The sequence below is a fragment of the Bradyrhizobium sp. Arg816 genome, assembly GCF_029989365.1.
Taxonomy (GTDB): Bacteria; Pseudomonadota; Alphaproteobacteria; order Rhizobiales; family Xanthobacteraceae; genus Bradyrhizobium.
In genome coordinates this window covers 445,992-469,322 of sequence record NZ_JAPRAQ010000001.1, presented here as the reverse complement: position 1 = coordinate 469,322, position 23,331 = coordinate 445,992, and the positions used below count along the sequence as shown (strand labels likewise).

Sequence of the window (23,331 nt, the reverse complement as noted above, 5' to 3'; positions counted from 1 at the left end):
TTCAGGAAACGACCGTCGATTGGGCAAATCTCCGCCGATGGCTGATCTCATCGGATCAACACCGGCTTGAGAATATCCTCCAGGCCGATCCGGCGGAACAGTTCCGTGCGAGCGCGGTCGGCGACGGCGTCGACAGCTGCCGCCCCATCGTCATCCGGGCCGAAATGAACTTTCAGCGGACGTTGTCCGAACGGCATGTTCACGACATTCGCAACCGTGCTTGCGACATCTTGTGGGGCCGTATCCTTCGGCGAAAGCTGCGCGAGACCCGCAAGCGCGATTTCACTCAAATCGGCGGTTGGACCATCTGCGTATTCTTCCGCCCGAACAGTATCCTGCGGCCGGCCGGATCGGACATAGTGGCCGGGTCCGAGAGCGCTGGGGACGATGATGGTCGTCTCGACGCCCCAACGCGCGAGTTCGCCGGCGTAACTGAGCGCCAGGGAATCCAGGGCGGCTTCCGTTGAAGCACAGGCGCCGAGGAACGGAACCGAGCTGCCCCGCGAGCTGCTTGACGTGATCCATATCAGCAAGCCCTGACCCTGCTTGCGCAATTGTGGCAATGCCGCGCGATTGAGGCGTTGTGCGATCAGGACGTTGGTATCGTAGAGCTCGGCGAGCTGCTCCGGCGTGAAGGCTTCTGCGGGTCCGTAAACGACTTGCCGGGCATTGTGCACGACCACGTCGAGGCGGCCGTTTTCGGCGATGATGGTCTCAACGGCCGAGGTCACTGAGGATTCCGAAGAGACGTCGAACTCGATCGTGCGTAGATCGGGGCCGGGCTGGCCGGGAATTGATCCAGCCTCCTCGATCTCCTGCGCAATAGGGCCACTCATTTCCCGGCTCGAAACGTAGACCGTGTGGCCTGCCTGCATCAGTTGCCGGCAGGTGGTTCGCCCGATGCTGTTTGCAGCACCCGTGACGATGATCACTTTGCTCATTCGATTCCCAATCGCATTCCAGCCTCTGCGGCGCTGGCGGCCCCGTCGCGACACGGTCCATCGTTCGGGAGTCGACCGCCGCCATCGTGCGAAGCGCATCTGAAATAGGGCGGGGCGCAGGGTGGGTCTTTTCGGGCATCACGATCGATTGTCAAATTGCACGAAAAATTTCGAGAATGCCCGAAGCCGGGTCCGGCGAACGCCGAAGACAGCTCAGGCGTGCCTTCGCGAAATTGGCGGTGGGTTCGAAAAGATCGAGCCCTGGTCGCCGGCTACAAGGAAGCTGCGTCGCTCGAAAGAGTGCCGCGCGCACCCGATCGCCGGGCGGTCCGGGCATCGCAAAGGAGACCGAATGAACCAAGGCAAGCTACCACGTTCGGGGCTTGGATCCCTCGTCCTGATTGCAGCCGTGCTCGGCGGCGGCGCGGCTGCCTTCGCATACACCGCGGGATGGCTCTCGCCGGAGCGTCTGACGCCGGAACGGATGATCGCGGCGTTGACGCCTCCGAGCGGTCCGCCGCTCGGGCACCGGCGAAATCATGCCAAGGGAATCTGCTTCACCGGGACATTCGAGGCGAATGGAAATGGCGCGGAGCTCTCGAAGGCCAGAGTCTTCGAGCGAGGCGCGTATCCGGCGCTGGGCCGCTTCAATCTTGGCACGGCCGACCCGAACGCCGTGGATGCGACTGTGCGCGTGCGCGGTTTGGGATTGCAGATCGCAGCGGCGGACGGCGAAGAGTGGCGGATGGCGCTGATCAACCCGCCGGTTTTTGCAGTGTCGACGCCGCAGGCGTTTCACGAGCTGCTGATTGCATCCGGCAAGAAGGATCCGGAGGCGATGAAGAGTTTCATCCAGGCAAATCCGGAATTTGCTGCCTTCGCAGCCTGGGCCAAGACAGCGCCCTGGACCACGAGCTATGCGGAGGATTTCTACAACGGCCTCAACAGCTTCATCTTCACGGACGCGAAGGGCGGCGAGCGGGCGGTGCGATGGTCGCTGGTGCCGATGGCGAAGGGCGTGCCGGTCTCGCAAGCCGATCTGGAAAAACGCGGCCCGGATTTTCTCGAGCAGGAGATCGTGGAGCGGGTCCGCACGGCCGGCCCGCAACGCTGGACCATGGTCACGACCGTCGCCGATCCCGGGGATCCGACCGCGGACCCGAGCAAGGCCTGGCCGGAGAACCGTCGCAAGGTGGAGGTCGGAACGCTGATCGTGCAGCGGATCGAGCCGGAACGCGATGGACCGTGCCGCGACATCAATTTCGATCCGACCGTCCTGCCGCAGGGAATCCGGGTGTCGGATGATCCGTTCCCGGCTGCACGCTCGTCGGTCTACCGCAAATCCTACGATCTGCGTGCGGCCGAAGCCAGGGACTATCCGCGAACCGAGACGGCCAAGCCATGACCAGCGCTCCTCATCGTTTTGCCCTGATCCAGCGCGTTCTGCATTGGCTGATGGCGGTCTGCGTCCTCGCCATGCTGTTCATTGGCGTCGGCATGGTCTCCACCGTCGCGCCGAAATATCTCCCGCTCATCCTGGTTCACAAGACGACCGGATTCATCCTGCTGGTCCTCGTTCTGATCAGGCTGGCCTTGCGCCTGCATTACGGTGCGCCGCCATTGCCGGCCGATCTTTCGAAAACCATGAAGTTGGGAGCAGGATTGTCGCACCAGCTGCTGTATGGCCTCATGATCGTCATGCCGTTGCTCGGTATCGGCATGCTCTGGGCTGCGGCCTATCCGGTCATCCTGTATGGCGGGATCCGAATTCCCGCGCTGCTGCCGCAGAGCGACCTGATGCACACGCTGCTCTGGAATGCCCACGTCTATGTCGGGTTCGCGTTCTTTGCCCTCGTGCTGCTGCATCTGGCGGCGGGGCTGTTCCACGCATTGATCCGTCGCGATGGCGTATTCGCATCGATGTCGCTTCTGCCGTTGCGGGACAGGGGGACCCAAACGAAATGAACCCGCTGCGCGCCGGCGGGCGCCCCTCGCAGGCGTGCGATCCAAAAAGGATCTTTCGCGCCGGAAAGATTCCTCGCGCACCGCGCGGCTAGATGTTTCCAACCTCCAACAAGGATGCCGACCATGACCCAAGCAGACCTCCAAAGCCCGACAGATCTCGGAGCGAATGCGAATCGGGACATCCCAGCCGCGCTGAGAGCGCTGCTTGCCGACGTTTTTGCGCTCTACCTGAAGACCAAGAACTTCCACTGGCACGTGTCGGGTAGCCACTTTCGCGATTACCACCTCATGCTCGACGAGCAGGCCGACCAGATCTTCGCGATGACTGACGACATCGCCGAACGCGCACGCAAGATCGGCGGCACGACGCTACGCTCGATCGGCCACATCGCGCGCGAGCAGCGCATTCTCGACAACGATGCCGACTATGTCGACCCGCAGGACATGCTCGCTGAACTGCGCAGCGACAACCAGCAGCTTACGCGAGAAATGCGCCGGGTCCACGAGCTCTGCGACGAATACGGCGATGTCGCCACCGCGAGCGTCCTGGAAAACTGGATCGACGAGACGGAACGGCGCATCTGGTTCCTCTACGAGACCGGCCGAAGCGGCCAGAACTCGTAAGCGCCAAGCACGCCGTTGAGCCGGGAGGCGGGTGAAGGATGAGCAGCCTCTCGGAACTCCTGCCGGATGGCGGCATCATGGCGGAGCGCCTGCTGCTGCGTGAGCTCGCGCATCGGATCGACGACGAGCTCGCCTCGGCCATTGATCTGGTGGCGCAGGCGGCCGATCGCTGCGACGGCATCGAAGCGAGGGCGACCCTCGCTTCCGTGCAGGATCGGCTGGAAGGTCATGCGCAACTTCACCATGCGCTGCAAATGCCGCAGTTCACCACCACCGTCGATCTGGCGGCCTATCTTAAGCAATTGTGCCGCTCGATCAGTCGCTCGAGCCTCGAAGACAAGGGTATTGCGTTCTCGCTGCTGCTGCATCCGCTGCAGATGAGCTCCGAGCGCTGCTGGCTGCTGGGGATGATCGTCTTCGAACTGATCACCGGTGCGGTGCGCCACGTGTCCCACTGCGGTGCAGGCGCCATTCGTCTCGAAGTGTGGCTCACGGCGACGTCGGTTGCGTGCAGCATCATGGACAACGGCTCGTCCGACGAAAGTCGGTACCGGGAAGAGGACCGCTCCATCGTCGAGACGCTTGCGGCGCGTCTGCACGGGACCGTCGACGTCCGCGGGGGCCCCGACGGGTTCAGGACCGTCGTGACCATCCCGCGCTAGTCGCGATCCTCGCGCAACGATCCGTATCGTGCGGATCAAATAATATCGCGGCGTCCTCGAAAGATGACCTGGGACAGATCTCGATACGCTTGTCCCCATTCATGATCTGCGGATCGTTCGTGCGAACAAGGGTCAAGCCATGACGGACATGTCGAACTCGAAGGCCTCGCTCGGATGGGCGATCCACGCCATCACCGGAAAATGGGGCTGGTTCGTTGCGCTGGGTGTCGGCGAACTGATCCTCGGCGGTGTTGCATCTGCCAATCTGATGGCGGCGAACCTCGCGTCCGTGCTGGTCATCGGCGCTACCATGGCGGTCGCCGGAATTTTCCAGATCGTGCACGCGTTTTCAGTGCGCGGCTTGCGGGGATACCTGCTTTGGCTACTGGCCGGGATCGTCTATGCGGCCGCCGGGGCCATCATACTCTACGATCCGATCCTGGCTTCGTTCACGCTGTCTCTCGCCGTGTGTGCCTTCCTGGTCGTGGCCGGGGTGATAAGGATCTGGGCCGGGTTGCATATGCGGCCGGCCGCGGGCTGGCGTTGGATCGTGGCTGCGGGCGTCCTGACCTTCTGCGTCGGTGTCATGCTGGTTGCGGCTTGGCCCGCCATCGGTTTGTGGCTGCTTGGTGTGATGCTGGTCGTCGACCTGATCTTCCAGGGATGGGGATTTATCGCATTCGGGATCGCGCTCAAGAGCCGCGCGTCGCGCCATTCGTCCCAGCCGGCGACGGTATGAATCATGGCGAAAGGCTCGACATTCACGCGGCATTGGGAGATTGCCTGGCGCGGCGGTCAGACCAAGTCGACCTCGCGGCTGGTTGCCGAGGAGACCGCGATCGCGCTCACCTATAACGGCTCGACCCATGCGGTGATGATGGGTACGCCGGGAGATCTGGAGGATTTCGGTATCGGCTTCAGCCTGACCGAGGCCATCGTCGAACGCGCGAGCGAGATCAGCAGCATCGAGCTGATCCCGAACGATCTTGGCGTCGAGGTTCGGATGTGGCTCGATGGCGACCGCGCGTCATCCCTGGCGGCACGGCGCCGAACCATCAGCGGCCCCGTTGGCTGCGGGCTATGCGGCATCGAGAGCCTCGAACAGGCTCGCCGTGCGCCGGCGCGGGTGAAGGGCAGGGGCGTCGTTTTTCACGCGCGCGACTTGCTGGGCGCCATGCAGGCCCTTTCTCCGCACCAAATCCTGAATCAGCAAACGCGGGCCGTCCACGCGGCGGCCTTCTGGCATCCGCGGGGCGGCATCGGCCTGGTCAGAGAGGACGTCGGCCGCCACAATGCGCTCGACAAGCTCGCCGGTGCGATCGTACGCGAGGGGAGATCGGCATGCGATGGCGCGGTGCTGCTGACGAGCCGCGTCTCCGTCGAGATGGTGCAGAAAGCGGCGATGCTCGGCGCACCGGTCATCGTGGCCGTATCCGCACCCACCGCACTCGCGATCAAGACCGCGGATGAAGCGGGGATCACGCTGCTGGCGATCGCGCGCGATGACGGATACGGCGTATTCACGCACCCGCGTCGCGTTCTGCTGCCGGATGGGGCCGCAACGCACGCCGGCTGCTGACCTCGCGGGCCGGCGCACATGGCGATGCAAGCCGTATCTCCGGAGCTGGTCGCCGAGACGGGGAGCGTCGTCCATGCTCCGGAGCGATCGGCTCTCGTGGCGTCTCTTCTGAGCATGACGGGCGGCTTTCTCGACGCCTTTACATGGCTCTCGCTCGGCGGCGTGTTTGCAAGCTCGCAGACCGGCAATGTCGTCTTCCTCGGCATCGACGCCATGTCCGGACAGTGGCGGCAGGCAACCCATCATCTTCTTCCGCTTGCCGCCTTTCTGCTCGGCGCATCGCTGGCAATCCGCCTCAAGTCGCCGCTGCTGTGCCTCGCCGGAGAGATCGTCTGCCTGGTCACGGTGATGCTGTTGTATCATCGGATTCCGGACATGATCACGATCCTCGGAATCTCCTTCGGCGCCGCACTGCAGTCGGCCAGCTTCAGGCAGGTCGAGCGCTGGAAATATCTTTCCGTCACCGTCACCGGCAACATGCTCCGTGCCCTCGATCAATCGGTTGCGTCCGATCGCGATGCGGCGCGCGGCACCGCGATCATGCTTCTGGTCTGCCTGATGTTCCTGACGGGGGCCGCCGTCGGGGCCTGTGTGACGAAATGGCTGCACGCCTGGAGCCTTGTCCTGCCGATCGCATCGTCGGTGTGCGTTCTTTGGCTCTGCCGGCCACCGCTGCGAAGCTGAACCGTCGACCCAGGTCCCACGATTTCGCTCGTTGATGGTGCGGAGCGCGCACCATGCCATTCGGCAAAAGGACGTTCATTCCAGGAAGCGTGGGCTTCACGCGGTGCGTACACTTTCCAACAGCGCCGAGATGGCCTTTCGACGTCAACTGCCAAGAGGCACGGATGAGCAACCTTCGCAAAGAGACGGACAGCCTGGGTGACGTGGACGTCGCCGCGGACAAGCTCTGGGGGGCGCAGACGCAACGTTCGCTCGAGCATTTCAGCATCGGCAAGGACCTGATGCCGCGCGAAATGATCCAGTCCTACGCGATCCTGAAGAAGGCGGCCGCGAACGCCAATTGCGCCGGCGGCCGTCTCGACGGCAAGGTCCACAAGCTGATCGCGCATGTCTGCGACGAGATCCTCTCCGGCCAGCATCAGGACATGTTTCCGCTTCACGTTTGGATGACCGGCAGCGGAACGCAATTCAACATGAACGTGAACGAGGTGATCTCGAACCGATGCTGCCAGCTCGCGGGCACGCCGCTCGGGAGCAAGCACCCGGTTCACCCGAACGATCACGTCAATATGTCGCAATCGTCAAACGACAGCTTTCCCTCGGCCATGTACATCGCAGCCGCGATGAACGTAACCGAGCGGCTCGTTCCGGCGGTCGAGGCGTTGCACGACGCAATCGCGGAAAAATCGAGCCAGTGGGACGACGTCGTCAAGATCGGCCGAACCCATATGCAGGACGCGACGCCCTTGACGCTCGGGCAGGAATGGTCTGGCTACGCCGGCATGCTCGCCGACGATCTGGCGCGCATCGACGACGCGCTCAAGGGCGTCTTCCGGCTCGCCCTGGGCGGCACGGCCGTCGGCACCGGCATCAATGCCGCGCCGGGCTTCGCCGAGGCCGTCGCCGCGGAAATCGCGCGGCTGACCGGGCTGCCCTTCGTCAGCGCACCGAACAAGTTTGCCGTCCAGGGTGCGCATGACGCGCTGGTGCAGCTATCGGGCACGCTCCGCACGTTGGCGGGGTCGCTCTATAAGATCGCGAACGACATCCGTCTGATGTCCTGCGGCCCGCGCGCGGGCTTTGCCGAATTGCTGATCCCCGAGAACGAGCCGGGTTCGTCGATCATGCCGGGCAAGGTCAACCCGACGCAGGCCGAAGCGCTGACGATGATCGCCGTGCAGGTGATGGCGAACGACGTCGCCGTCGGGTTCGGCGGAGCCGGCGGCTATCTGGAAATGAACGTCTACAAGCCGCTGATCATCCACAACATCGCGCAGTCCATCACCATCCTGACCGATGGTTGCACCAACTTCCGCACCTTCCTCGTCGAGGGCACCGAGCCGAACCACAAGAAGATCGAGGAGTATGTCGAGAGATCGCTGATGCTCGTGACGGCGCTGGCGCCCGTGATCGGCTACGACAAGGCGTCGCGGATCGCGCACTATGCGATGGACAACGATCTCACGCTGAAGTCGGCAGCGCTCAAGCTCGGTTTCGTGACCGAGCCGGAGTTCGACCGCATCGTGGATCCCGCCAAGATGGTCAAGCCCTATGTGGCCGAGATCAAGGTGCCGCTCGCAATCGGCGCCAAGGCCGGCTGAAGTGGGGCGGCGACAATGATCCGGTGCGTCAGACTCTGGACGGGTGCGGATGGCAAGTCGCACTTCGAGGAAGGCGTCGTCGAACTCGCGCGTGGGGCGAGGGGCGATGCGGTCAGCGCAAAGCTTGGGATCGATGCCGCCTCGTTCCACGAAACGGACGCAGATCCGAAACTCGGCTGGCATCCGGACGCGGCGCGTCAGCTCGTCATGTCCTTGAGCGGGACGCTACGGTTCGAAACGGCGGACGGAAGCTTCACGCTGCGCCCGGGCGATGTCCTGTTCACGGAGGATACCAGCGGGACGGGCCACAATTGGACCATGACGGACGCGGCGCCGTGGCGCCGCCTCTACACGGTTCTCGAGCCGGACGCCGGCGTGCCGTTCCGGTCCGAACAACGCCGCGCAGGCGACGCAACCACAATGCAAGGAGAGACACGATGATCCGCTGTGTGCGTCTATGGACCGGAGAGGACAACAACTCGCATTTCGAGGAAGGCTTCCTCGAGCTGGAGCCGGGACAGCGCGGCGACTTCCTGACCGGAAAGATCGATGCCGCCAGCGCCTCCTTTCAGGAAACGGAATCGGGCGGCGCGTTCGCCTGGCACACCGCGCCGATCCGGCAGTTGGTGATCACGCTGAGCGGAACGCTCGATTTCCAGACGCGTGACGGCCATCACTTCCTGCTCCACCCCGGCAACGTCCTGCTGGCCGAGGATACCGCCGGCTCGGGGCATAGCTGGAAATTGACCGACGATTCGTCCTGGCGCCGTGCCTACGTGATCCTGCGGCCGGGAGCGGACGTACCGTTCCGCGCCAAGGCGCGGCAATCGGTGCGAGCCTGATCGAGCCATCCAAAGCAGCAACACCCGACGAAGGAAATAGCCATGTCAGCAGCTTCCGACCGCGAAACCGATGTCGTCCTCATTGGCGCCGGCATCATGAGCGCGACCCTCGGCGTCTTTCTCAAGGAGCTCGAGCCCTCCCTGTCGATCCAGATGTGCGAAATTCTCGGGGATTGCGCGCAGGAAAGCTCCGACTCCTGGAACAATGCCGGGACCGGCCACGCGGCGAACTGCGAGATGAACTATACGCCGCAGCGGCCCGACGGCAGCATCGACATCTCCAAGGCGCTCCAGGTCAATGTCGAGTTCGATCTGTCCCGGCAGTTCTGGTCCTACCTGATCGGGCGCGGAGCGATCGCGGATCCGCGGGCCTTCATCCATCCGGTGCCGCATATGAGCTTCGTGCACGGCGCGGAGAACGTCGAATTCTTGCGGAAGCGGTTCAAGGCGATGTCGGCCCATCATTGCTATGAGGGGATGGAGCATACCGAGGATCCCAAGAAGATTGCCGAATGGGCGCCGCTGGTGATGGACGGTCGGAGTGGCGACGAGGCCGTTGCCGCGACGCGGATCATCACCGGCACCGACGTCGACTACGGCTCGTTGACGCATCTGCTGGTCAAGCATCTGGTCAGCCAGCCGGGCTGCGCCGTCCACTACAACAGCTGCGTCACCGGTCTTGACCGGGAGCAGGGCGGCCGGTGGCGCGTCGAAGTGCGGGACACCGCGAGCGGCGAGACGCGGTCGGTGCGTGCAAAATTCGTCTTCATCGGTGCCGGCGGCGGTGCGCTGCCGCTGCTGGAGAAATCCGGCATCCCGGAGGGGCGCGGCTATGGCGGCTTCCCGGTCAGCGGGATCTGGCTGCGCTGCGATGATCCAGAGATCAACAAGCGTCACCATGCCAAGGTCTACGGCAAGGCCGCGGTCGGATCGCCGCCGATGTCGGTGCCGCATCTCGATACGCGGGTGATCGGCGGCCAGCACTCGTTGCTGTTCGGTCCCTATGCCGGCTTCTCGAGCAAGTTCCTCAAGCACGGCTCGCTGCTGGATCTCTTCGAGTCCATTCGTCCCGCCAATGTCGAGCCGCTGCTTTCGGTGGCGCGCGATAATTTCGATCTCACCGAATACCTGGTCGGGCAGGTGCTGCAATCCGAGGGACACCGGCTCGCCGCGCTCGACGAATATTTCCCGAAGGCCGACCCGAAGGACTGGAGATTGCAGGTCGCGGGCCAGCGCGTCCAGATCATCAAGCCCGATGTCAAGCGTGGTGGGTTGCTCGAGTTCGGGACCGAGCTCGTCGGCGCGGACGACCATTCGCTGGTCGCCCTGCTCGGCGCCTCGCCGGGCGCCTCCACGGCAGCGTTCATCGCCATCAGCGTGCTGGAGAAGTGCTTCGCCGGCGAGCTGACGGCAAGCGCCTGGCTGCCCAAGCTGAAGCAGATCATCCCGTCCTATGGCGTGTCGCTGATCGACGATGCGGATTTCTGTCGCCAGATTCGTGCAGCGACCGCGGCGATCCTCAAGGTCGACAACATTCCGCAGCCGGCCGCACGCGCGCCGGCCGCCGCGAAGCGGGCGTGAACGAACGGGAGAATGTCCGATGGACCCGACGGCGCTCCTTCTGTCGCGGCTGCAATTCGCTTTCACCATCTCGTTCCACATCATCTTCCCGGCGTTCACGATCGGGCTTGCCGCCTGGCTCACCGTGCTCGAAGCGATGCACCAGTACAGTGGCAAGCCCGTCTACCGGACCCTGTTCGCGTTCTGGCTGAAGATCTTCGGCGTGGCGTTCGGCATGGGCGTCGTATCGGGCGTGGTGATGGCGTTCCAGTTCGGAACGAACTGGAGCGTGCTCTCGAAGATGTCGGGCCCGATCCAGGGTCCGCTGCTCTCCTACGAGACGTTCACCGCCTTCATGCTGGAGGCGGGCTTTTTCGGCATCCTCATCTTCGGCCGGCCCCGGGTGCCGCCCTGGTTCTACCTGTTCTCCACCGCGATGGTGGCAGTTGGAACGACGCTCTCCGCATTCTGGATCATGGTCAACAACAGCTGGATGCAGGTGCCGACCGGCTACGTCCTGCAGAACGACCAGTTCGTGCCTGATGACTGGACGCAGATCATCTTCAATCGCGTGGTCTGGGTCCGGTTTCCGCATATGCTGCTCGCGTCCTACCTGACCGGCGCGTTCTGCGTGGCGGCAACCGGCGCGCGGTATCTGCTGCGGCGGACCTATCGCGCCGAAGCCCATGTCATGCTGCGGATGGGACTTGCGCTTGCCGCGGTGCTGCTGCCGGCCCAGCTCTTCATCGGGCATCTTGTCGGCGACTATGTCCACGATTACCAGCCGGCCAAGTTCGCCGCGATCGAGGCGCGCTGGCATGACGAGCAGCCGGCCTCCGAGGTGCTGATCGCGATCCCGGATTCGAGCACCGAATCGAACAAATACGCGATATCGATTCCCGTGCTCGGGAGCATCATCGGCAGCATGAGCCTGACGTCGAAAGAGGTCGGCCTCACCAGCTTCGCGCCGCAGGACCGGCCGCCGGTGCTGATCCCGTTCTTCACCTTCCGCATCATGGTCGGCTGCGGCTTCGTGATGCTGGGATTAGCCTGGCTCGGGACCTGGCTCGGCCTCAAGCATCGGCTCGATCGGAACCGCCTGCTGCTGTGGGGCATCTTCCTCAGCTTTCCGCTGCCGTGGGTCGCGATCCTCACCGGTTGGTACACCGCGGAAGTGGGGCGCCAGCCATGGACGGTCTATGGCGTGTTGCGGACTGCGGACGCCGTGACGCCGTTCCTGACCGCGTCGGCTGCGATGACTTCCTTGATCCTGTTCGTCGCGGTCTACGCCTTCATCTTCTCGTTCGGGACGTATTACATCTATCGGCTGCTGCGTGCCGGCCCGGCGGGACTCGGCGGCAGGCCGCTCCACGTTCCCGTGCCCAATCGGCCGATGTCGCTCGCCGATCAGGTGCCGGCCGCACGCAGCTATCTCGGGGCGGGAGAATAGCCATGGTGATGTACTGGGTTGCCCTTCTTGCCATCAGCATCCTGATCTATCTCCTCCTCGACGGGTTCGATCTTGGCGTCGGCATGCTGTTCAGCGCGGCCGGCGGCGAGTCGCAACGGGATGCCATGCTGAGCACGGTCGCTCCGGTCTGGGACGGCAATGAAACCTGGCTGATCGTCACGGGCGTGATCATGTGGGGCTCGTTTCCCGTGGTCTACGCCATGGTGATGTCGGCCTTCTATATCCCTGTTCTCGTGATGCTGCTCGGATTGATCCTGCGCGGCGTGGCGTTCGAGTTTCGCGGCAAGGCGCTCAGTTCGCGCTGGGTCTGGGACGTCAGCTTCGTCGTGGGCTCGTTTGCCGCCAGCTTCATGCAGGGCGCGATGGTCGGCGCTCTCGTCGAAGGACTCCAGTTCTCCAACGGCGATTATACCGGCGGAACGCTCGGCTGGCTGACCGCATTTTCCGCCCTGTGCGGGGTCGGGCTCTGCTTCGGCTATTCGCTGCTCGGGGCCTGCTGGCTGGTGCGGAAATGCGACGGTCCCGTTCGGGATGCCGCACGGCGCCAGATCCCGCCGCTGGCGATCGGCGTCCTGGTGTTCCTGGTGGTCGTCTTTGCGTATGCGCTTGCCGAAAACCTTCCGATTCTGCAGCGCTGGACCGACCGGCCCTATCTGTTCGTGTTTCCCGTGATCGGCGCCGGTGCGGCCGCGATGCTGGCCAAAAGCATCCTGCGCCATGACGACTATTGGCCGTTCCATATGGTCGCCCTGATCTTCGTCGCGGCTTTCGCCACGCTTGCCCTGTCGTTCTGGCCCTACATGATTCCGTTCGTCGTCACGATCGACGAGGCCGCGGCGCCTCATGCAAGTCTTGCATTCATGTTCTGGGGTGCCGGCCTGTTCGTATTCCCGCTGATGCTGCTCTATGTGGCAATCGGCTATCGCGTCTTCCGCGGCAAGGCGGCCCCTGCTGCCGATCACTACTGACGGCTGCACGCTCGAAGTTGCCGTGAGCTGTCACGGATAAAAAGAAAGGCGCCGGTTTCGGCGCCTTTCTCGTTCAGAACCCCTGCGGGTCCTGGTTCAGGATTTTGGCATGACGCCGGGGCTGTTGTCCGGCCATTGCGCGATCAGCTTCTCGTCGATGTTGAAGTGCTGGGCGACCAGTTTGGGTGGCGTGTGCGTCAGCCAGTTGGAGAGCGACACCTCCTCGTAGCGGGGCGCGCGAAACACGCCGACGAACTGCAGCTCGGTGTCCCCGACGTTCTCGACATAGTGGCCGAGATTGCGCCGGACATAGCCGATGTCGCCTGCCGCGAAGTCCGTCGTCAGTGCATTGGGGCCGGTGTCGAACACCGTCATCCGCGCTTTGCCCTTGATATAGTACTGCCATTCGTCGGCATTCGGATGCCAGTGCATTTCCCTGATAGCTCCCGGCGGCATCGACACCAGCGCCGCAGCGACGGTGGTGGCAACCTTGAAAGTGGCGCTGTCGGCGACGCGGATGCTGCCGGCGGAGCTTTCCTTCACCGGGGCCGAGCCGCCGAGCGAGTGGACGAAGGGGTAGGGCGGCGCTTCGGCGTGCTTTGCGACGGCTGCGCGATCCGCGGCGAGATCGCCGGGCACCGTCCCCTGGAAGATCCAGCGGTTGTGCAGCGGGATCGTGGCGAAGGCTTCGGCCGGAACACCGAAATTCTTCGCCAGCACCTCGGGCGGCGTGTGGGCGAACCAGTCGGTGACCAGGAGCGTGTTGAATTCATCGGCGTGGCCGTCGTCGAAACAGATCACGAACTCGCAACCATCGGGGCCCAGGCCCTGCAGCGAATGCGGTGCGCCCGGTGGAAAATACCAGAGGTCGCCGACTTTGAGGTCGCCGACATAGGGGCGCCCCTGCGTGTCGAGCACGGTGACGCGGCAGGAGCCGTAGGTCAGGATCGCCCATTCGGCCGCCTGGTGCCAATGCAGCTCGCGGATGCCGCCGGCGGCCAGCCGCATGTTCACGCCGGAGATCTCCTCCGAGATGGCGAAATCCTTGACCGTGACCTGACGGGCCCAGCCGCCATTCTGGATGCGCCTCGGCGCATTGTTGAACGAGGCCCAATCCATCGGCAGGCCGCCGACGTCCGTGGGGGGCGGGCTTTGGGCTGAGGGGAAGTGCTTGGCAAGGTCCGGATCTTGAGGACCAGGATCGGACAGGCTTCCGGGGCTCTTGGCGTTCACGGCGCCTTGCGGCGGCTCGTCCGGATTGCCGAAAGTTGCGGCCTGCGCGCTGGAGCCGACCATGGCGGCGCCTGCCGCGGACATGGCCAACAAATCACGTCTTGAGAACATTTTGGGTCGCTCCTGAAAATGTCGAAAGCCCTCCGTAGCGACGGGGCTCCAACTGACAAACCTAGTTTCCGGTCTCCGTTTCAGCTTCCGTGAACGCGCTCTTTTTGTCGGAATGCACTGGCTGGTGCGGTCGGCCGACGGGCTCAGAACGTGTGCAATTGCGAAATTCGGCTTCGTTTTGAAAAGACGGCTCGGCCCGCGCGATCCTTAACTGGCCCGGAGAATTGCCATATCGCGAGATATCGAGATGACCACGAAATCGGTTCGTCCCTATCGTGAACCCGCCGGCGGCTGGGGCGCGCTCAAGGCGCTCAGCGAGGCGCTTCTGGTGCAGCGGGCGCCGCTGAAGGGCGCAGCGACGCTCAGCAGGATGAACCAGCCGGAGGGCTTTGATTGCCCCGGCTGCGCCTGGCCCGATCCGAAGCACACCTCGTCATTCGAATTTTGCGAGAACGGCGGCAAGGCGATCGCCTGGGAGACGACATCGAAGCGCTGCACGCCCGAATTCTTTGCCGAGCATACCGTCACGGAGCTCGCGAGCTGGAACGATTACGATCTCGAAATGGTCGGCCGGCTCACCCATCCGATGGCCTATGACGCCGCATCCGACTGCTATCTCCCGGTGCAGTGGAGCGATGCGTTCGCCATGATCGGCCGCGAGCTGAATGCGCTGCCGGATCCGAACATGGCGGAGTTCTATACGTCCGGGCGAACCTCGAACGAAGCCGCCTTCCTCTATCAGCTCTTCGTGCGCGAGTTCGGCACCAACAACTTTCCCGACTGTTCGAACATGTGCCACGAGGCGACCAGCGTCGGCCTGCCGGAATCGCTCGGCGTCGGCAAGGGCACCGTGCTGCTGGAGGATTTCGACAAGGCCGATTGCATCTTCATCTTCGGCCAGAATCCGGGCACCAACAGCCCGCGGATGATGACCAGCCTGCGCAACGCGGCCCGCCGAGGCGCCTCGATCATCTCGTTCAATCCGTTCCGCGAGCGGGCGCTGGAGCGTTTCCAGGCGCCGCAGAGCCCGGTCGAGATGATCACGCTGGGCTCGACGACGATCAGCTCGAAGCTTTTCCAGGTGCGTGTCGGTGGCGACGTCGCCGTCCTCAAGGGGATCATGAAGATCCTCGTCGAAACGGACGAGGCCGCCCGTGCTGCCGAGCAGCCGGAGATACTGGACTGGGAATTCATTCGCGGGCACACCGCCGGCATCGAAGCGCTGATCGACGATCTCAAGCGAACGCAATGGCCCGACATCGAGCGCCAGTCCGGCCTGACGCGCGAGGACATGGAATATGCCGCCGGCGCCTACATGAAGGCGGAGCGGGCCATCCTTGTCTACGGCATGGGCATTACCCAGCACCAGCGCGGTGCGCACAACGTGCAGCAAATCGCCAATCTTGCGCTCTTGCGCGGCAATGTGGGGCGCGACGGCGCCGGCGTTTGTCCGGTTCGCGGTCATTCCAACGTGCAGGGCGACCGAACCGTGGGGATCACGGAGATCCCCAAGGCGGATTTTCTCGAGCGCCTCGAGCACCGCTTCGGCTTCAAGCCGCCGAGCACGCCGGGACACAACGTCGTGACGGCATTGGAGGCAATGATCCGCGGCGAGGTGAAGGTCTTTTTCGCGATGGGCGGCAACTTTGCCGCGGCCATACCCGACTGGCAGGCGACCCAGGCCGCGCTGCGCAAGCTCGATCTGACCGTCCACGTCTCCACGAAGCTCAACCGCAGCCATCTGATCCATGGCCGCGCCGCCCTGATCCTGCCGTGCCTCGGGCGAACCGAGATCGACATTCAGGAATCGGGACCGCAGTCGATCACGGTCGAGGATTCGATGTCGATGGTCCACGCCTCGGGCGGTCGCAACCAGCCGGCATCGGAGCATCTTCTCAGCGAGGTCGCGATCATCGCAGGCCTCGCCAAGGCGACGCTCGCCCAGCGCACGGTGGTCGATTGGGACGGCTTTGTGGGCGACTACGATCGCATCCGGGACGCGATCGAGGCCGTCTTCCCTATCTTCGAGAGTTACAATGCCCGTATCCGCATTCCCGGCGGCTTCCATCTGACCTCGACCGCGCGGGAGCGGATCTGGGCAACGCCGTCCGGCAAGGCAAACTTCCTGGTGTTTGAGGGCTGCGGCGAGGACCCGCCGCAGGCCGATCCGGATTTCCTGTGGCTCAGCACGATACGGAGCCACGACCAGTACAACACGACGCTCTACTCGTTGTCGGACCGCTATCGCGGCGTCTTCGGCCAGCGCGACGTGGTCTTCCTCAACGAATATGAACTGAAGAAGCGTGGGCTCGCGGACGGCGATCGCGTCGACCTGATCACGGAGTCGACTGATGGCGCCGAGCGGATCGTGCGCGACTTCCGCGTGGTGGCGTATTCGTTTCCGACCGGCTGCTGTGCCGCGTACTATCCGGAGACCAATCCGCTGGTGCCGCTCTATGCCCGCGATCCCCTCAGCTTCACGCCGTCATTCAAGGGCATCCCGATCCGCCTGGTGCGCTCGACCGCCCCGGCGGAATAGAGCGGGCGGGGTCAGGCGTCGGCGTCCCGACCGGATGGCGGCGATGACGCCGACGTCGAGATCGGCAGCGTAAACCAGAACCGGGCGCCGCGATCTGCACCAAGGCCTTCGGCGTCGATCCGGCCGCCATGCGCTTCGACGATGGACCGGCAGATCGGCAGTCCCATGCCCATGCCGGACTCCTTGGTCGTGAAAAAGCTTTCGAACAGCCGGCCGGCATGTTCGACGGAGATGCCGGGACCGTTGTCCTCCACGGAGCAGTACAGGGTCGTCGCGTCCTGCGCGGCGGTGGTGATGACGATCCCGCCATGGTCGCGTCCCGCCTGCGTCATCGCCTGCACGGCGTTGATCGCCAGATTGACGATCACCTGCTGGAGCTGGGTGCGGTCGCCGATCACGAGTGCAGCTTCCGTGTGGGGCCGGTGCAGGATCGTTACACCGCGGGATTCCATCTCGTGGCGCAGGAACAGAAGCGCCTCGCGAATGACACCGTCAAGCGACAGAACGGTACGCTCCGGCGCCTTGCGCGAAGCCATCCCGTGAACACGCGCCACGATGTTGGCGGCCCGCCTCGTATCCGTGACCATATTTTCGATTGTGCTGCGGACCTCGGCCATGTCGGGAATGGGCCTGTTCAGCCAGCGCAGCCCGGCAGCGGCGTTGGTCGCGATGGCGGCCAAAGGCTGGTTGACTTCGTGCGCGATGGAGGCGGTGAGCTCGCCGAGCATCGAGACGCGCGCCGCATGCGCGAACTCCGCCTGCACCTGCCGAAGCCTCTCCTGGGCACGGACGCGTTGCGAGATGTCGATCGTGGCGACCAGGCTTATTTCGAGATCATTGATTGGACCGACGCGGGCCGTTGTGAAGAGAACGTCGACGACGCGGCCGTCCCACGTCACCATCTTGGTTTCTTCCTCGAAGTTCGTTTCACCGCGAAAGCGGGACTCCATGGCGCGGCGGAACGTGTCTGGACGTTCCTTCCAGGTCTCGACCATTGAACGCCCGACATAGCCGTCGGCGCCGCTTCCGAAGATCTGGATGGCCCGCTCGTTGGCCTCCTGAAATGACAGCGCGTCCATGCACGTCCGGAGGAAATCGGGATGGCTGTCGAAATAGGGGGCGAGATCCGTGATGCCTTCGGCGCGCAGTTTCCGGAACAGCACCACCAGCCTGCTGGCATCGAGCTGGCGAAGCGCGATCGGCATGCGGCTGAACAGATGGCGATAGCGCTGCTCGCTCCGCTCCAGCTCGGTGTGGGCCTTCTTCTGGTCGGTGATGTCCATGACCGCCCCGACGAACTCGAACTGACCTCGGTCGTCGGTCATTCCGCGAGCGACGACGCGGATATGCTTGATCGAACCGTCGCTCATGACCAGGCGCTGTTCGAGGGCGATATCCTTCCGGTCTTTCACAGCGCGGTCGATCGCTGCGCGAACGGACTCGAGATCGTCTGGATGCGTGCGCTTCAGGACGACGTCGAGCGACGGGCGCGATGTCGGCGCGAGATCGAAGATTCTGAACGTTTCATCCGACCAGAACAGCTCTCCGGTCTCGACATTCCAGCCGAAGCTGCCGGTTTGGCTGAGCTTCTGCGCTTCGGCGAGATAAGCGGCCTGGCTTTGCCGCGACGCTCTTTCATTGCGCCGCGTGACCTTCATGGTCCAGTTTGGGAGCACACGGCGCCACCATCGCTGGGGCTGTACGGAATCGGAGCCATCCAGGCGTTCGAGCGTCATGCGATAGGTCTACCGCGCCGCCGGTGAACGGTCTTTTGCGTTTTCGCAACCGCTTTGCCAAAACGCACGACGCCGAGATCGGGCTCGGTGCTTTTGGTTTCAGACCAGCGCCGCGGTGGGCCTCGTCACGCCGAATCGCCTTTCGAACTCGGCGACATCGACAACGCCGCGACGATGGGTCCCGCCGCCGATCTTGCGGCCGCCGTCCCAGGCCTCGACTGCGAAGAAGACGCTCCTGGCTTCGACGGCGACGACCCGTGCGACCGCGCGCACGGTGCGGCCGACCGGCGTCGCCGCCAGATGACGGACGTCGACCATCATCCCGACGCTGACATAGCCGGCCGGCAGGGACGGCTGGATCGCCGATCCCGCCGCCATCTCCATGTGCAGGATCATCATCGGCGTGCCGTAGACTTCAGGCATTCCCGGGACCACGTGGCCGACCGTCATCTCCGCCGTGACCGTCACCAGCTTCTCTGCCGTCATGCCGGCGGTCAACTTCTCAAGCGGATTCATGGCTCAACGTATCTGCCTCGGTCGTGGATGGAGTGGGGGTCGCGGCCGCTCGGGGCTTGCGCCCGGTCAGCCAATTGCCGAGCCGGTCGAGATAGAGATAGACGACGGGCGTGGTGTAGAGTGTCAGGATCTGCGAGAGCATCAAGCCGCCGACGATCGTGTAGCCGAGCGGCTGGCGCAGTTCGGCGCCGGTGCCGTTTCCGAGCATCAGAGGCACACCGCCGAGCAGCGCGGCCATGGTCGTCATCAGGATCGGTCGGAAGCGGAGCGTGCAGGCCTGGTAGATCGCTTCCTCAGGGCTCAGCCCGTGCTTGCGCTCCACCTCGAGAGCGAAGTCGACCAGCATGATGCCATTCTTCTTGACGATGCCGATCAGCAGGATGATGCCGATGATGGCGATGACGCTGAGATCCATGTGGACTGCCAGCAGCAGCAGCAGCGCGCCGATGCCGGCGGAAGGCAGCGTCGACAGGATCGTGATCGGATGGATCAGGCTCTCATAGAGGACGCCGAGGATGATGTAGATCACGATCAGCGCCACCCCGATCAGCAACGGCGTGCCGGACAGGGAAGACTCGAAGGCTTGCGCGTTGCCCTGGAACGAGGTCGACAGCGAGGCGGGCTTGCCGGTGTCCTTCTCGATCTTCTGGATCGCCGTTACCGCGTCGCCAAGCGCGACGCCGGGCCGCAGGTTGAACGAGATCGTGACGGAGGGAAACAGGCCCTGGTGATTGATCAGAATCGGCGCCGGCATGATGACGCTGTGGACCAGCGTGCTCAGGGGGACCTGCTGGCCGGTCGCCGAGTTGAGATAGATGTCCTTGAGCGCGTCGGGCCCATATTGGAAGGCTGGATCGACCTCCATGACCACGTGGTACTGGTTCAGCGAGGTGAACATGGTGGAGATGATGCGCTGGCCGAAGGCATCGTCGAGGGTGTTGTCGATCGTCGTGGGCAGGATGCCGAAGCTCGAGGCGACTTCGCGATTGACGGTGACCTGCAGCCTCGGGCCGGCATTGGCCTGGTCGCTTGCGACGTCGGTGATGAGGTCGAGCGCGCGGAACTTCTCCAGGAAGAGCGCCGACCAGTGGTTGAGTTCGTTGGAATCGGCGTCCGTCAGCGTGAACTGATACTGCGTCTTCGACAGGCGTGCGCCGATCGTGATGTCCTGGGCCGACTGCATGTAAAGCTTGATGCCCTGGATGTGGGCGAGCGGGGGTTCCAGCCGAGCGATCACCTGGTCGGCGCTTGCCTTGCGTTCGGGCTTCGGCTTCAGGACGATGAAGATGCGTCCCTGGTTGAGGGTCGCGGTCGGCCCGCCTGGACCGATATAGCTGGCCACCGATTGGATCGCCGGATCCTTCGACAGCACGTCGACGACCGCCTGCTGTCGTTCGGACATGGCGGGGAAGGAGATATCCTGGGCAGCCTCGGTGATGCCGATGATCTGTCCGGTATCCTGTTGCGGGAAGAAGCCTTTCGGGATGATCACATAGAGATAGCCGGTCAGCGCGATGGTCGAGAGCATCACGAGCAGCGTCACGAAGCGATGGCGCAGCACGACGCGCAGGCCGCGCGCGTACAGCGCAAGCAGGCCGTCGAAGCCGCGCTCGAACAGGAGATAGAGCCGGCCGTGCTTTTTCCGCGAGTCGTCCTTGAGGAGCCGCGCGCACATCATCGGCGTCAGGGTGAGCGAAATCACCAGCGACAGCAGCAGCGAGGCGGTGATCGTGACCGCGAATTCCTGGAAAAGCTTTCCGACATAGCCGCCCATCAGGAACAGCGGAATGAAAACGGCGATCAGGGACAGGGTGATGGAGACGATGGTGAAGCCGATCTCGCTGGAGCCCTTGAGCGCGGCCTCCATCGGGGTCATGCCCTGCTCGAGATGGCGCACGATGTTCTCGATCACCACCACCGCGTCGTCGACCACGAACCCGACCGCGATCGACAGCGCCATCAGCGAGAGGTTGTCGAGGCTGTAGCCGAGCACATAGAGGATCGCGAAGGTGCCGATCAGCGCCAGGGGAACAGTGATCGCCGGGATGACGGTGGCCCAGAAATTCCTCAGGAACACGAATATGACCATCACCACCAAGGCAACGGTCAACATCAGCGTGAATTGCACATCGGAAACCGCGGCTCGAATCGTGGCGGTGCGGTCGGCGGCGATCGTCACCTTGATCGCCGGCGGAACGGAGGCCTGCAGCTGCGGCAGCAGTTTCTTGATGCGATCGACGGTTTCGATGACGTTGGCGCCGGGGATGCGCTGGACGGCCAGGATGATGGCGGGGTCCTTGCCGTACCAGCCGGCCAGCAGGTCGTTTTCGGGCGCCTCGATCGCCGAACCGATGTCGCGCAGCCGCACCGGCGAGCCGTTGCGATAGGCGATGATGAGGTTTTCATAGGCGGCGGGCTTCAGCAACTGGTCGTTGGTATTCAGCGTATAAGTGACGCGCGGGCTGTTGAGCGTGCCCTTGGGCAGGTCGACATTGGCGCCGGCGATCACGGTGCGGACGTCTTCGAGGCCGATGCTGCGGGCGGCCAGCGCCTGCGGATTGACGCGGATGCGGATCGCGGGCTTCTGCTGGCCGCCGATCCCGACCAGGCCCACGCCTGGCACTTGGGAAATCTTGGGCAGCAGGATGTTTTCCGCGTAGGCATCCACCGTGGTCGTCGGTAGCGAGTCCGACGTCAGCGCGATCAGCATGATTGGCGTTTCCGCCGGATTCACCTTCCTGATCGTCGGCGGGTAGGGGATGTTCTGCGGCAGGAACGGGCTCGCGGCATTGATCGCGGAGAGCACGTCGACCGCCGCGCTGTCCACCGTGCGCGACAGCTCGAACTGCACCGTGAGCTGGGCGACGCCGAGTGCGCTGGACGAGGTGAGCTGCGTGACGCCGGGGATCTGGCTGAGCTGCTGTTCGAGCGGCGTGGCGACCGACGAGGCGATGGTCCCCGGGTCGGCGCCGGGCAGTTGCGCCGAGATCTGGATCGTCGGGTAATTGACGTTCGGCAGCGCGCCCACCGGCAACAGGGGATAGGCCGCGAGGCCGCACAGCAGCAGGCCCGCCATCAGCAGAGCGGTTGCAATCGGCCGCTGGATGAAGAGCGCGGACAGGTTCATGGGAGCGCGTCCTGCACGGAGCTTTGCAGGTCGGCTTCGCGCGCGGCCTTGCCGTGCAGCTCCCGAACCTGGCTTCCTTCCGTCAGCCGATACTGACCGTCGACGACGACGGTCTCACCTGATTTCAGTCCCTGGTCGATCAGGGCCTGCCCATCGCTGATCTGTGCGACGTGAACGGAACGCAAGGAAGCGGTCTGGTTGGGGGCGACGACATAGACATAGCTTCCGTTCGGGCCCTGCTGGACTGCGGAGCCGGCGACCGTCAGCGCATCCTTCTCAATCTTCAGCAGCAGCCGGGCATTCACCAACTGTCCCGGCCACAGCCGGTGCTCGTGATTGGCGAATGTGGCCTTGAGCTGGACGGTGCCGGTCGTTCCTGCGATCTCGTTGTTGACGAGCAGCAGCGTGCCTTCGCCGAGCTTGATCTTGTTGTCCTGGCTGTAGGCGATGACTTTCAACTGGCCCTTTGCAGTGTGTTCCTGGATCACGGGCAGATCCGTCTGCGGAAGGGTGAACAGCAGCGAAATCGGCTCGATCTGGGTGACGACGACGAGACCGTTGGCGTCGGTCGGATGAATCACGTTGCCGACGTCGATCTGGCGGACGCCGGTGATGCCGGGAATGGCCGATGTCAGGCGCGTATAGCTGAGCTGGACGTTGGCCTCGTCGATCTGCGCCTGGTCCGCTTTCACGGCGGCCTTGAGCTGGGCCACCTGCGCGGTCTGCGTGTCGATCAGCTGCGGGGTCGCATAGCCCTTGTCGCCGAGTTTATCGTAGCGGGAGAGATTGGCTTCGGCATTGGCGAGCTGGGCCTGATCTCGATCGCGATTGGCCGTCAGCTGCTCGATCTGGGCCTCGTAGGGACGCGGGTCGATCTGGGCGAGCAGATCTCCGGCCTTGACGGTCTGTCCCTCGGTGAAGGCGATCTTGACGATCTGTCCCTGAATCTGGCTGCGCACGACATCGGTGTTGTAGGCGATCACGGTGCCGATGCCGCGCAGATAGATCGGAACGTCCCTGCCGGTGACCGCGGCGGTGACCACCGGTACGGCCGCGGGCACTGGCGCGGTGGCGACGACCGGCTTCCGGTCCGCGGCGAAGAACCAGAGGCCGGCTCCGACGAGGATCGCGGCGAGAGCGACAAGCGCGATGGCGGGATTTCGTTTCATGAG

General features: G+C 63.9%; 20 protein-coding genes. 14 read left to right on the top strand and 6 right to left on the bottom strand.

What is annotated here, in order from left to right:
* Window positions 1–47 precede the first annotated feature (47 nt).
* Window positions 48–941: an SDR family NAD(P)-dependent oxidoreductase gene (locus OWC48_RS02220; RefSeq protein ID WP_282518463.1), complete on the bottom strand. Its 894-nt coding sequence runs from the start codon at window positions 939–941 to the stop codon at window positions 48–50.
* A 352-nt stretch (window positions 942–1,293) separates the two neighbouring features.
* Here OWC48_RS02220 and OWC48_RS02215 point away from each other — a divergent pair, with 352 nt between their 5' ends.
* The 13 genes from OWC48_RS02215 to cydB all read left to right on the top strand — a co-directional run bounded on the left by OWC48_RS02215 (window position 1,294) and on the right by cydB (window position 12,897).
* On the top strand, window positions 1,294–2,346 hold the full coding sequence (locus OWC48_RS02215) for a catalase family peroxidase (RefSeq protein ID WP_282518462.1): 1,053 nt from the start codon (window positions 1,294–1,296) through the stop codon (window positions 2,344–2,346).
* Complete coding sequence (locus OWC48_RS02210; protein WP_282518461.1) at window positions 2,343–2,906, top strand: cytochrome b; 564 nt, start codon at window positions 2,343–2,345, stop codon at window positions 2,904–2,906. The genes OWC48_RS02215 and OWC48_RS02210 overlap by 4 nt, the downstream gene beginning before the upstream one ends.
* Before the next feature lie 123 nt (window positions 2,907–3,029).
* On the top strand, window positions 3,030–3,530 hold the full coding sequence (locus tag OWC48_RS02205) for a Dps family protein (RefSeq protein ID WP_282518460.1): 501 nt from the start codon (window positions 3,030–3,032) through the stop codon (window positions 3,528–3,530).
* Window positions 3,531–3,568: 38 nt separating this feature from the next.
* Window positions 3,569–4,192: a histidine kinase dimerization/phosphoacceptor domain -containing protein gene (locus OWC48_RS02200; protein ID WP_282518459.1), complete on the top strand. Its 624-nt coding sequence runs from the start codon at window positions 3,569–3,571 to the stop codon at window positions 4,190–4,192.
* Window positions 4,193–4,331: 139 nt separating this feature from the next.
* The gene (locus OWC48_RS02195) at window positions 4,332–4,931 is read left to right on the top strand and encodes an HdeD family acid-resistance protein (protein ID WP_282518458.1); all 600 of its coding nucleotides are present in this window, start codon (window positions 4,332–4,334) and stop codon (window positions 4,929–4,931) included.
* 3 nt (window positions 4,932–4,934) lie between these two features.
* Entirely contained in the window at window positions 4,935–5,771 is an 837-nt protein-coding gene (gene fdhD / locus OWC48_RS02190) for a formate dehydrogenase accessory sulfurtransferase FdhD (protein WP_282518457.1), read from the top strand.
* An 18-nt stretch (window positions 5,772–5,789) separates the two neighbouring features.
* On the top strand, window positions 5,790–6,455 hold the full coding sequence (locus OWC48_RS02185) for a YoaK family protein (protein ID WP_282518456.1): 666 nt from the start codon (window positions 5,790–5,792) through the stop codon (window positions 6,453–6,455).
* 164 nt (window positions 6,456–6,619) lie between these two features.
* A complete protein-coding gene (gene fumC / locus OWC48_RS02180; protein ID WP_282518455.1) occupies window positions 6,620–8,056 on the top strand; it encodes a class II fumarate hydratase in 1,437 nt (478 codons plus the stop codon).
* Between the two features lie 15 nt (window positions 8,057–8,071).
* The gene (locus tag OWC48_RS02175; RefSeq protein ID WP_282518454.1) at window positions 8,072–8,497 is read left to right on the top strand and encodes a hypothetical protein; all 426 of its coding nucleotides are present in this window, start codon (window positions 8,072–8,074) and stop codon (window positions 8,495–8,497) included.
* Window positions 8,494–8,898 carry a hypothetical protein gene (locus OWC48_RS02170; protein WP_282518453.1) on the top strand — a complete coding sequence of 135 codons (405 nt, stop codon included), beginning with the start codon at window positions 8,494–8,496 and terminating at the stop codon, window positions 8,896–8,898. Before OWC48_RS02175 ends, OWC48_RS02170 begins: the two co-directional genes overlap by 4 nt.
* A 42-nt stretch (window positions 8,899–8,940) precedes the next feature.
* Window positions 8,941–10,479 carry a malate dehydrogenase (quinone) gene (gene mqo / locus OWC48_RS02165; RefSeq protein WP_282518452.1) on the top strand — a complete coding sequence of 513 codons (1,539 nt, stop codon included), beginning with the start codon at window positions 8,941–8,943 and terminating at the stop codon, window positions 10,477–10,479.
* A gap of 19 nt (window positions 10,480–10,498) precedes the next feature.
* Window positions 10,499–11,908 (top strand): cytochrome ubiquinol oxidase subunit I, encoded by a 1,410-nt coding sequence (locus OWC48_RS02160; RefSeq protein WP_282518451.1) that lies wholly within the window; start codon window positions 10,499–10,501, stop codon window positions 11,906–11,908.
* 2 nt (window positions 11,909–11,910) lie between these two features.
* Window positions 11,911–12,897: a cytochrome d ubiquinol oxidase subunit II gene (gene cydB, locus OWC48_RS02155; protein ID WP_282518450.1), complete on the top strand. Its 987-nt coding sequence runs from the start codon at window positions 11,911–11,913 to the stop codon at window positions 12,895–12,897.
* A 96-nt stretch (window positions 12,898–12,993) separates the two neighbouring features.
* On the opposite strand, the gene OWC48_RS02150 is transcribed toward cydB, so the two are convergent.
* The gene (locus tag OWC48_RS02150) at window positions 12,994–14,241 is read right to left on the bottom strand and encodes an oxalate decarboxylase family bicupin (RefSeq protein WP_282518449.1); all 1,248 of its coding nucleotides are present in this window, start codon (window positions 14,239–14,241) and stop codon (window positions 12,994–12,996) included.
* Between the two features lie 247 nt (window positions 14,242–14,488).
* Here OWC48_RS02150 and OWC48_RS02145 point away from each other — a divergent pair, with 247 nt between their 5' ends.
* Window positions 14,489–16,780: an FdhF/YdeP family oxidoreductase gene (locus OWC48_RS02145; protein WP_282518448.1), complete on the top strand. Its 2,292-nt coding sequence runs from the start codon at window positions 14,489–14,491 to the stop codon at window positions 16,778–16,780.
* An 11-nt stretch (window positions 16,781–16,791) separates the two neighbouring features.
* Here the strand turns inward: OWC48_RS02145 and OWC48_RS02140 are convergent, their stop codons facing one another.
* The 4 genes from OWC48_RS02140 to OWC48_RS02125 form a co-directional block, all read right to left on the bottom strand.
* On the bottom strand, window positions 16,792–18,516 hold the full coding sequence (locus OWC48_RS02140) for an ATP-binding protein (protein ID WP_282518447.1): 1,725 nt from the start codon (window positions 18,514–18,516) through the stop codon (window positions 16,792–16,794).
* A gap of 99 nt (window positions 18,517–18,615) precedes the next feature.
* Window positions 18,616–19,032: a thioesterase family protein gene (locus tag OWC48_RS02135; protein WP_282518446.1), complete on the bottom strand. Its 417-nt coding sequence runs from the start codon at window positions 19,030–19,032 to the stop codon at window positions 18,616–18,618.
* The gene (locus tag OWC48_RS02130; RefSeq protein ID WP_282518445.1) at window positions 19,019–22,159 is read right to left on the bottom strand and encodes an efflux RND transporter permease subunit; all 3,141 of its coding nucleotides are present in this window, start codon (window positions 22,157–22,159) and stop codon (window positions 19,019–19,021) included. Before OWC48_RS02130 ends, OWC48_RS02135 begins: the two co-directional genes overlap by 14 nt.
* A complete protein-coding gene (locus OWC48_RS02125) occupies window positions 22,156–23,328 on the bottom strand; it encodes an efflux RND transporter periplasmic adaptor subunit (RefSeq protein ID WP_282518444.1) in 1,173 nt (390 codons plus the stop codon). The genes OWC48_RS02130 and OWC48_RS02125 overlap by 4 nt, the downstream gene beginning before the upstream one ends.
* Between the last annotated feature and the right edge of the window lie 3 nt (window positions 23,329–23,331).

Excerpts from the sequence above, each read along its gene's own strand:
- OWC48_RS02220 (WP_282518463.1), bottom strand. The coding sequence starts at position 941 with ATGAGCAAAGTGATCATCGTCACGGGTGCTGCAAACAGCATCGGGCGA.
- OWC48_RS02195 (WP_282518458.1), top strand. The coding sequence starts at position 4,332 with ATGACGGACATGTCGAACTCGAAGGCCTCGCTCGGATGGGCGATCCAC.
- OWC48_RS02140 (WP_282518447.1), bottom strand. The coding sequence starts at position 18,516 with ATGACGCTCGAACGCCTGGATGGCTCCGATTCCGTACAGCCCCAGCGA.
- OWC48_RS02175 (WP_282518454.1), top strand. The coding sequence starts at position 8,072 with ATGATCCGGTGCGTCAGACTCTGGACGGGTGCGGATGGCAAGTCGCAC.
- OWC48_RS02135 (WP_282518446.1), bottom strand. The coding sequence starts at position 19,032 with ATGAATCCGCTTGAGAAGTTGACCGCCGGCATGACGGCAGAGAAGCTG.
- OWC48_RS02145 (WP_282518448.1), top strand. The coding sequence starts at position 14,489 with ATGACCACGAAATCGGTTCGTCCCTATCGTGAACCCGCCGGCGGCTGG.
- OWC48_RS02130 (WP_282518445.1), bottom strand. The coding sequence starts at position 22,159 with ATGAACCTGTCCGCGCTCTTCATCCAGCGGCCGATTGCAACCGCTCTG.
- cydB (WP_282518450.1), top strand. The coding sequence starts at position 11,911 with ATGGTGATGTACTGGGTTGCCCTTCTTGCCATCAGCATCCTGATCTAT.
- mqo (WP_282518452.1), top strand. The coding sequence starts at position 8,941 with ATGTCAGCAGCTTCCGACCGCGAAACCGATGTCGTCCTCATTGGCGCC.
- OWC48_RS02160 (WP_282518451.1), top strand. The coding sequence starts at position 10,499 with ATGGACCCGACGGCGCTCCTTCTGTCGCGGCTGCAATTCGCTTTCACC.
- OWC48_RS02185 (WP_282518456.1), top strand. The coding sequence starts at position 5,790 with ATGGCGATGCAAGCCGTATCTCCGGAGCTGGTCGCCGAGACGGGGAGC.
- OWC48_RS02215 (WP_282518462.1), top strand. The coding sequence starts at position 1,294 with ATGAACCAAGGCAAGCTACCACGTTCGGGGCTTGGATCCCTCGTCCTG.
- OWC48_RS02170 (WP_282518453.1), top strand. The coding sequence starts at position 8,494 with ATGATCCGCTGTGTGCGTCTATGGACCGGAGAGGACAACAACTCGCAT.
- OWC48_RS02205 (WP_282518460.1), top strand. The coding sequence starts at position 3,030 with ATGACCCAAGCAGACCTCCAAAGCCCGACAGATCTCGGAGCGAATGCG.
- OWC48_RS02200 (WP_282518459.1), top strand. The coding sequence starts at position 3,569 with ATGAGCAGCCTCTCGGAACTCCTGCCGGATGGCGGCATCATGGCGGAG.
- fdhD (WP_282518457.1), top strand. The coding sequence starts at position 4,935 with ATGGCGAAAGGCTCGACATTCACGCGGCATTGGGAGATTGCCTGGCGC.
- OWC48_RS02210 (WP_282518461.1), top strand. The coding sequence starts at position 2,343 with ATGACCAGCGCTCCTCATCGTTTTGCCCTGATCCAGCGCGTTCTGCAT.
- fumC (WP_282518455.1), top strand. The coding sequence starts at position 6,620 with ATGAGCAACCTTCGCAAAGAGACGGACAGCCTGGGTGACGTGGACGTC.
- OWC48_RS02150 (WP_282518449.1), bottom strand. The coding sequence starts at position 14,241 with ATGTTCTCAAGACGTGATTTGTTGGCCATGTCCGCGGCAGGCGCCGCC.
- OWC48_RS02125 (WP_282518444.1), bottom strand. The coding sequence starts at position 23,328 with ATGAAACGAAATCCCGCCATCGCGCTTGTCGCTCTCGCCGCGATCCTC.